This window comes from Streptomyces sp. RG80, from assembly GCF_040446465.1.
GTDB lineage: Bacteria > Actinomycetota > Actinomycetes > Streptomycetales > Streptomycetaceae > Streptomyces.
Genome location: NZ_JBEAAJ010000030.1, coordinates 1 through 5,574, shown reverse-complemented (window position 1 = coordinate 5,574; position 5,574 = coordinate 1). Strand labels below are relative to the sequence as shown.

Genomic DNA, 5,574 nt, shown 5'->3' with positions numbered 1-5,574 from the left:
CAGCCCGGCATGTTCGGCTGACGCACGGCTCGGGGGCCGCGGCCCGGGTGCGCCGCGGCCCCCGAGCCGCATGGGGTCACTTCTGGACGGGCTTGCCCCGTCCCCACGCCCAGGCGAGCCGGTCCGCGCCGGACTGGTTGGTCGTCGCCAGCCAGGGCCTGGCCGGGTCCCCGACCAGGGTCTGGAGGGAGTACGTGTCGTCGGTCCGCAGGCCCGGCCAGTACACGGAGCCCATCTTCAGCTCACGGAAGGTGTCGGTGACGGCCTGGATGAAGTTGACGAAGTTGTCGTCCGGGGTCGGCACGTTGTAGTTCAGGCCGGTCGTCATCGGGGCGCCGAACTCGTCCGCGACGGTCCGGTTCGCGCAGTCCCCGATGCGCACCTTCAGGTCGGCGACCCACTCGTCGTAGGTGGCGTACGACTTCCAGAAGCCGTAGTGGTGCAGCGACAGGTAGGTGCCCTTCAGCCGCGGGTCGGCGCAGACCGAGGTGACGTGGTCGTTGTAGCCGGCGCCGCTGACGAAGACCCGGTTGCGCGGCACCTTCGAGTAGGTCTGGAGCCACTTCGCCGCTATGTCGGCCCACTCGGTGTCGGTGTAGCCGTGGGGCTCGTTCATCGGCTCGAAGTAGACCTTCGAGTTGTTCTTGTACGCCTTCACCACGGTGTCCCACATGGGCCAGTACGTGGCGGTGTCGTCGATGAAGCCGTCCTTGCGCTCCCCCGTCCCCTCCCAGTAGGAGACGATGACCTTGAAGCCCTGCGCCGTCGCCGCGTCGATGACGGCGCGGTACGACTTCCAGTACGAGCCGTTGACGGTGTACGGGTTGATCGGCAGCCGGACGGTGTTGGCACCGAGGTTCGCGCGGAACGCCGCGATGATCCGGCTCGACTTGGTGTACGTCTCCCGGTAGGTGTCCGTGGTCGACAGGCCGGACAGCTGGAGCAGGTCGTCGGCGAAGTTGTCGCGCGGGTCGGCCCAGTTGACGCCCTTGAACTGGGTGGTGTCGATGCTCGGCGCGGCCGAGGCGGGGCTGCCCGCGAGGGTGGAACCGGTGACGGCGGCGACGGCGACCGCGACGAGGGCGGCCCGCAGCCGGGATGTGCGGCGGGAACTGACAGGGGTCTTGCGCATCGACTTACCCTCCAGGACGACAGCATGTTTACGTAAACATGACGGCGCCGGAATCGTGGCATCCGCCTCGGGAGCAGTCAAGGTTTCCCCCACGTAACATCCGTTGCGACGGGCAGGACCAGGACCGGCAGAAGGAGACACCGTGGTGGAACGGGGCGGATCCGGTGTCCCCGGCGGGCGACGCAAGCAGCGCGTGTCGATGGCGGACGTCGCCAAGCTCGCGGGGGTGTCCTCCCAGACCGTCTCCCGGGTCGCCAACGGCCACGCACGCGTGGTCGACTCGACCCGGGAGCAGGTCCTCGCGGCGATGCGCGAACTCGGCTACCGCCCCAACAGCGCGGCCCGCGCGCTGCGGTACGGCCAGTTCAACACCATCGGTGTGATCCTCTTCAGCCTCTCCTCCACGGGCAACAGCCGTACCGTGGAGGCGATCGCGACCCATGCCGCGGCGGAGGGGTACGCGATCACGCTGATCCCCATCGACGTCCCCACCCAGGACAACGTGCTGGGCGCCTTCACACGCATGGGCGAGCTGGCCGTGGACGCCGTCGTCGTCATCATGGAGATCCACCTCCTCGACACCGGGACCGTCCAACTCCCGCCCGGCGTCCACGTCGTGGTCGTGGACTCCGACGCCGGCGACCGCTACACGGTGGTCGACACCGACCAGGCCGACGGCGCGCGCAAGGCCGTACGGCATCTGCTCGACCTGGGGCATCGGACCGTATGGCATGTCACCGGTCCGCAGACGTCCTTCTCCGCGCAGCGCCGGACGCAGGCCTGGCGCGCGGAGCTCACGGAGGCCGGGTGTCCGGTGCCGCCGCCGCTGCACGGGGACTGGTCGGCCGAGTCGGGGTACGCGGCCGGGCTGGCGCTCGTCGAGGAGCCCGACTGCACGGCCGTCTTCGCGGCCAACGACCAGATGGCGCTGGGTCTGCTGCGCGCCTTCCACGAAAGCGGCCGGCCCGTCCCCGACGACATCAGCGTGGTCGGTTTCGACGACGTCCCCGAGGCCGCCTTCTTCGTGCCACCCCTGACCACCGTCCACCAGGACTTCGCCGAGGTCGGTCACCGGTGTGTGCAGAAGGCGCTCCAGCAGATCCGCACACCGGGCGCCGTGCGGCCCGGAACGGATCTGGTGCCGACGACACTGGCGGTCAGGAGGAGCACCGCCGCACCCCGCGGCTGACAGTCCCGCGTTGACCTTCCCCCAAGGGGAGCCCGCAGCATCGGTTCCCTGACCGGGCGGGCGGGGAGGCGTGGGTGCTGGTGGACGTACGGCCGTTGCGGGTGGGCGCGTTCCGGCGGCTGTGGGCGGCCGGGCTCGTCACCGGTCTGGGGGCCCAACTCACCGCCGTCGTGGTCCCGTTGCAGCTCTACGGCTTCACCGGATCCTCCGCCTACGTCGGCCTCGCGGGGCTGGTCGGGTTCGTGCCGATGGCCGCGGCAGCGCTGTGGGGCGGTGCGCTGGCCGACGTCCGGGACCGGCGGCGGGTGCTGCTGGTGACGACGGTCGGCATCGGTGTGACGTCGGCGCTGCTGTGGGCTCAGGACCGCGCGAACCTGCGGTCGGTCGGCGTACTGCTGGTGCTGGTGGGCGTGCAGCAGGCCCTGTTCGGCGCCAACGCAGCGGTCGGCAGGGCGGTCGTGCCCCGTCTGGTGCCGGCCGGGTCACTGGCCGCCGCCAACGCGCTCCAGTCGACGGTCGCGCTGTCCGCCGGCATCGCGGGTCCGCTGCTGGCCGGTGCGCTGCTGCCGGTGGTGGGCGCGCGGACGCTGTATCTGGCGGACGCCGTGGCCGTCGGCGCGACGGTGTGGGCGGTCTGGCGGCTGCCACCGCTTCCGCCGCTCGACGACGCGGGGCAGCGGCGCGTCGGGATCCGGGAGATCGCCGACGGCTTCCGGTTCGTGGCGGGGCGCCGTGTGCTGCTGCTGGTGTACTGCGCCGACTTCGCCGCACTGTTCCTGGGACTGCCCACGGCTCTCTTCCCGCAACTGGCCCAGGAGACCTTCCGGCCCTCGGACATCGGCGTCCTCTACGCCGCGCTCTCGGCCGGCGGGGTGCTGGCGGGGCTGTGCTCCGGCGCCTTCACCCACGTGGGCCGGCACGGCATCGCCGTCGCTGTCTCGGTGGGCGTGTGGGGGCTGGCCGTCGCCGGGTTCGGCGTGAGCGGCTCGCTGGTCGCGGCGGCGGGCTGGCTGGCACTGGCGGGCGCCGCGCTCCTCGTACTGGGGGTCTTCCGCCGGACCGTCCTCCAGGCGGCCGTGCCGGACGGGATGCGGGGCCGGCTCCAGGGGATCGACACGGTGGTGGCGGCGGGCGGACCACGACTGGGGGACCTTGCGCACGGAGTGGCCGGGGCCGCTGTCGGGGCGGGCTGGGCTGTCACCGGGGGTGGGCTGCTGACGGTGGCGGCGGCGGTCGTTCTGCTTGTGCTCCTTCGCCGGTGAAGTGTGCGCCGAGTGGCACCGCATGGCACAACGTGGCACCGCATGGCACCGAGTGGCACCACGCGGTGCCACTCGGCGTCATCGCGTTGGCGTCAACCTTGTTGGCGCCATCGACGCCCCGAAGAGTGCCGTTGCGTTTCCGCAGGTCAGGCCCAGTAAGCCAGATCATCGTCACCGCGGCGCCAGACGGAGGGTTGCGAGTGGCGCCATTGTGGTGCCATGGTGGCGTCATGGACCTCACCCCGTACGTCGACACCCTCCGCCGCGAACTCGCGGTGGCCGCCGAAGCCGGTGGCGACGAAGCCCGCGAGCTGGCGGAGCGGCTCACCGCTCCCCTGGAGTCGGCGACCCGGCTGACCCTGCTCAACGTGCTCTCCGCCGCGATGGACGAGATCACCCGTGAACTCGCCCCCGGATCGGTCGACGTACGGCTGCGCGGGCTCGACCCCGACTTCGTGGTGACGCCGCCGCCCCACTACGGCGACGCCACCGAGCAGCCGGCCGCGCCCGCCGAACCGGTGCGGACCCCGGCCCCGGCCGATGGCGACGAGGGCGGCACCGCACGGGTCAATCTGCGACTGCCCGCCCACCTCAAGACGCGCGCCGAGGAGGCCGCGAGCCGTGAGGGCCTGTCGGTCAACGCGTGGCTGGTTCGCGCCGTGTCGGCAGCGGTCGACGGCGGTGCCCGGCCCCGGACGCCGGAGCGGACCCAGACCGTCGGCCAGAGCTTCACGGGTTGGGTGCGCTAGCCGCACCCCACAGAGATCAAGCACAGCGCCCACACCACGTCCCACCAGCGGGGACGCCCCAAGGACTCAAGAGGACGGGACAGCCATGCCTACTTTCGACACACCCGAACCGATCTCGGCCACCGCTCGCGTGGACGCCGGCTCCATCCAGTTCACCGCGGGCGACCGCTCGGACACCGTCGTCGAGGTGCGGCCCCGCGACCCCGAGCGGGACAAGGACGTGCGGGCCGCCGAGCAGACCGAGGTCTCGTTCGCGAGCGGCGTCCTGACCGTCCGGACGAAGCAGCGCCGCCTCATCGGGCCCTCCGGCGTCGTGGATGTCACGGTCGAACTGCCCGCGGGCTCGCACCTCGACCTGACCGGCGAATGGACGCAGGTGCTCGGGGCCGGCCGGCTGGGCGAGGTCCGTGTGAAGGCCTCCACCGGTGAAGTCCGCCTCGACACCACCGGCGCGGCACATCTGACCGTGTCGCACGGCTCGATCACCGTGGACCGGATCGAGGGAAGCGCCGAGATCACCACCAGCACCGGCAACCTGCGCATCGGTCTGGTCGACGGCCCCGCCGTCCTCAAGAACTCCAACGGCACCACGACCGTCGGCGCGGTGACCGGCGAGCTGCGGTTGAGCGGCGCCAACGGCGGCATCGACATCTCGCGCGCCGAATCATCGGTCACCGGCACCAGCACCAACGGCGCCCTGCGCGTCGCCGAAGTCGCCCGTGGAGCCGTCCAGTTGGAGACCTCCAACGGCACCATCGAGATCGGTGTCCGCGAGGGCACCGCCGCCTGGCTCGACGTCAGCTCCAACCGCGGACAGGTACGCAACGCGCTCGCCGCGTCCGAGGCTCCGGAGCAGGCCGAGGAGACCGTCAAGATCCACGCGCGGACCAACTGGGGCAACATCGACGTCTTCCGCGCCAAGGTCTGAGCGCCGACTCCGCGCACCGCACAGCAGCCGCGCCACCCCGCACCGCCGCCGGCTCCCCGTCTGCCCCGCTTCACCCTTTGCCCTTCGCCTTCACCCCTCACCCTTCGATCGGAGGGCCCCATGCCTTCATCTGTCATGCCCACGCCCAGGCAACACGAGAGTCACCCGACACCGGCCGCCGTTTCCGCCGTCGGTCTGCGCAAGTCCTACGGCGACAAGAGCGTCCTGGACGGCATCGACCTGCACATCCCGGCCGGCTCGGTGTTCGCGCTGCTCGGCCCGAACGGGGCGGGCAAGACCACCACCGTGCAGAT

At 71.4% G+C, this 5,574-nt stretch carries 6 protein-coding genes; 5 read left to right on the top strand and 1 reads right to left on the bottom strand.

Annotation, left to right across the window (positions count from 1 at the left end):
- Positions 1-76: 76 nt before the first annotated feature.
- Entirely contained in the window at positions 77-1,132 is a 1,056-nt protein-coding gene (locus ABKA17_RS47785) for a glycoside hydrolase family 5 protein (protein ID WP_353698773.1), read from the bottom strand.
- A gap of 142 nt (positions 1,133-1,274) precedes the next feature.
- On the opposite strand from ABKA17_RS47785, the gene ABKA17_RS47780 reads away from it, so the two are divergent.
- The 5 genes from ABKA17_RS47780 to ABKA17_RS47760 all read left to right on the top strand — a co-directional run.
- Complete coding sequence (locus tag ABKA17_RS47780) at positions 1,275-2,321, top strand: LacI family DNA-binding transcriptional regulator (protein ID WP_353698772.1); 1,047 nt, start codon at positions 1,275-1,277, stop codon at positions 2,319-2,321.
- 74 nt (positions 2,322-2,395) lie between these two features.
- Positions 2,396-3,583: an MFS transporter gene (locus ABKA17_RS47775; protein WP_353698771.1), complete on the top strand. Its 1,188-nt coding sequence runs from the start codon at positions 2,396-2,398 to the stop codon at positions 3,581-3,583.
- Positions 3,584-3,813: 230 nt separating this feature from the next.
- Positions 3,814-4,332, top strand: coding sequence for a hypothetical protein (locus ABKA17_RS47770; protein WP_353698770.1), 519 nt, complete (start codon positions 3,814-3,816; stop codon positions 4,330-4,332).
- Positions 4,333-4,417: 85 nt separating this feature from the next.
- A complete protein-coding gene (locus ABKA17_RS47765) occupies positions 4,418-5,260 on the top strand; it encodes a DUF4097 family beta strand repeat-containing protein (protein WP_353698769.1) in 843 nt (280 codons plus the stop codon).
- Positions 5,261-5,380: 120 nt separating this feature from the next.
- A partial coding sequence (locus tag ABKA17_RS47760) for an ATP-binding cassette domain-containing protein (RefSeq protein ID WP_353698768.1) occupies positions 5,381-5,574 on the top strand: 194 nt, incomplete at its 3' end.

What these genes read in the sequence shown, in the direction of transcription:
- ABKA17_RS47785 (WP_353698773.1), bottom strand. Translation starts at nt 1,132, where the DNA reads ATGCGCAAGACCCCTGTCAGTTCCCGCCGCACATCCCGGCTGCGGGCC.
- ABKA17_RS47770 (WP_353698770.1), top strand. Translation starts at nt 3,814, where the DNA reads ATGGACCTCACCCCGTACGTCGACACCCTCCGCCGCGAACTCGCGGTG.
- ABKA17_RS47765 (WP_353698769.1), top strand. Translation starts at nt 4,418, where the DNA reads ATGCCTACTTTCGACACACCCGAACCGATCTCGGCCACCGCTCGCGTG.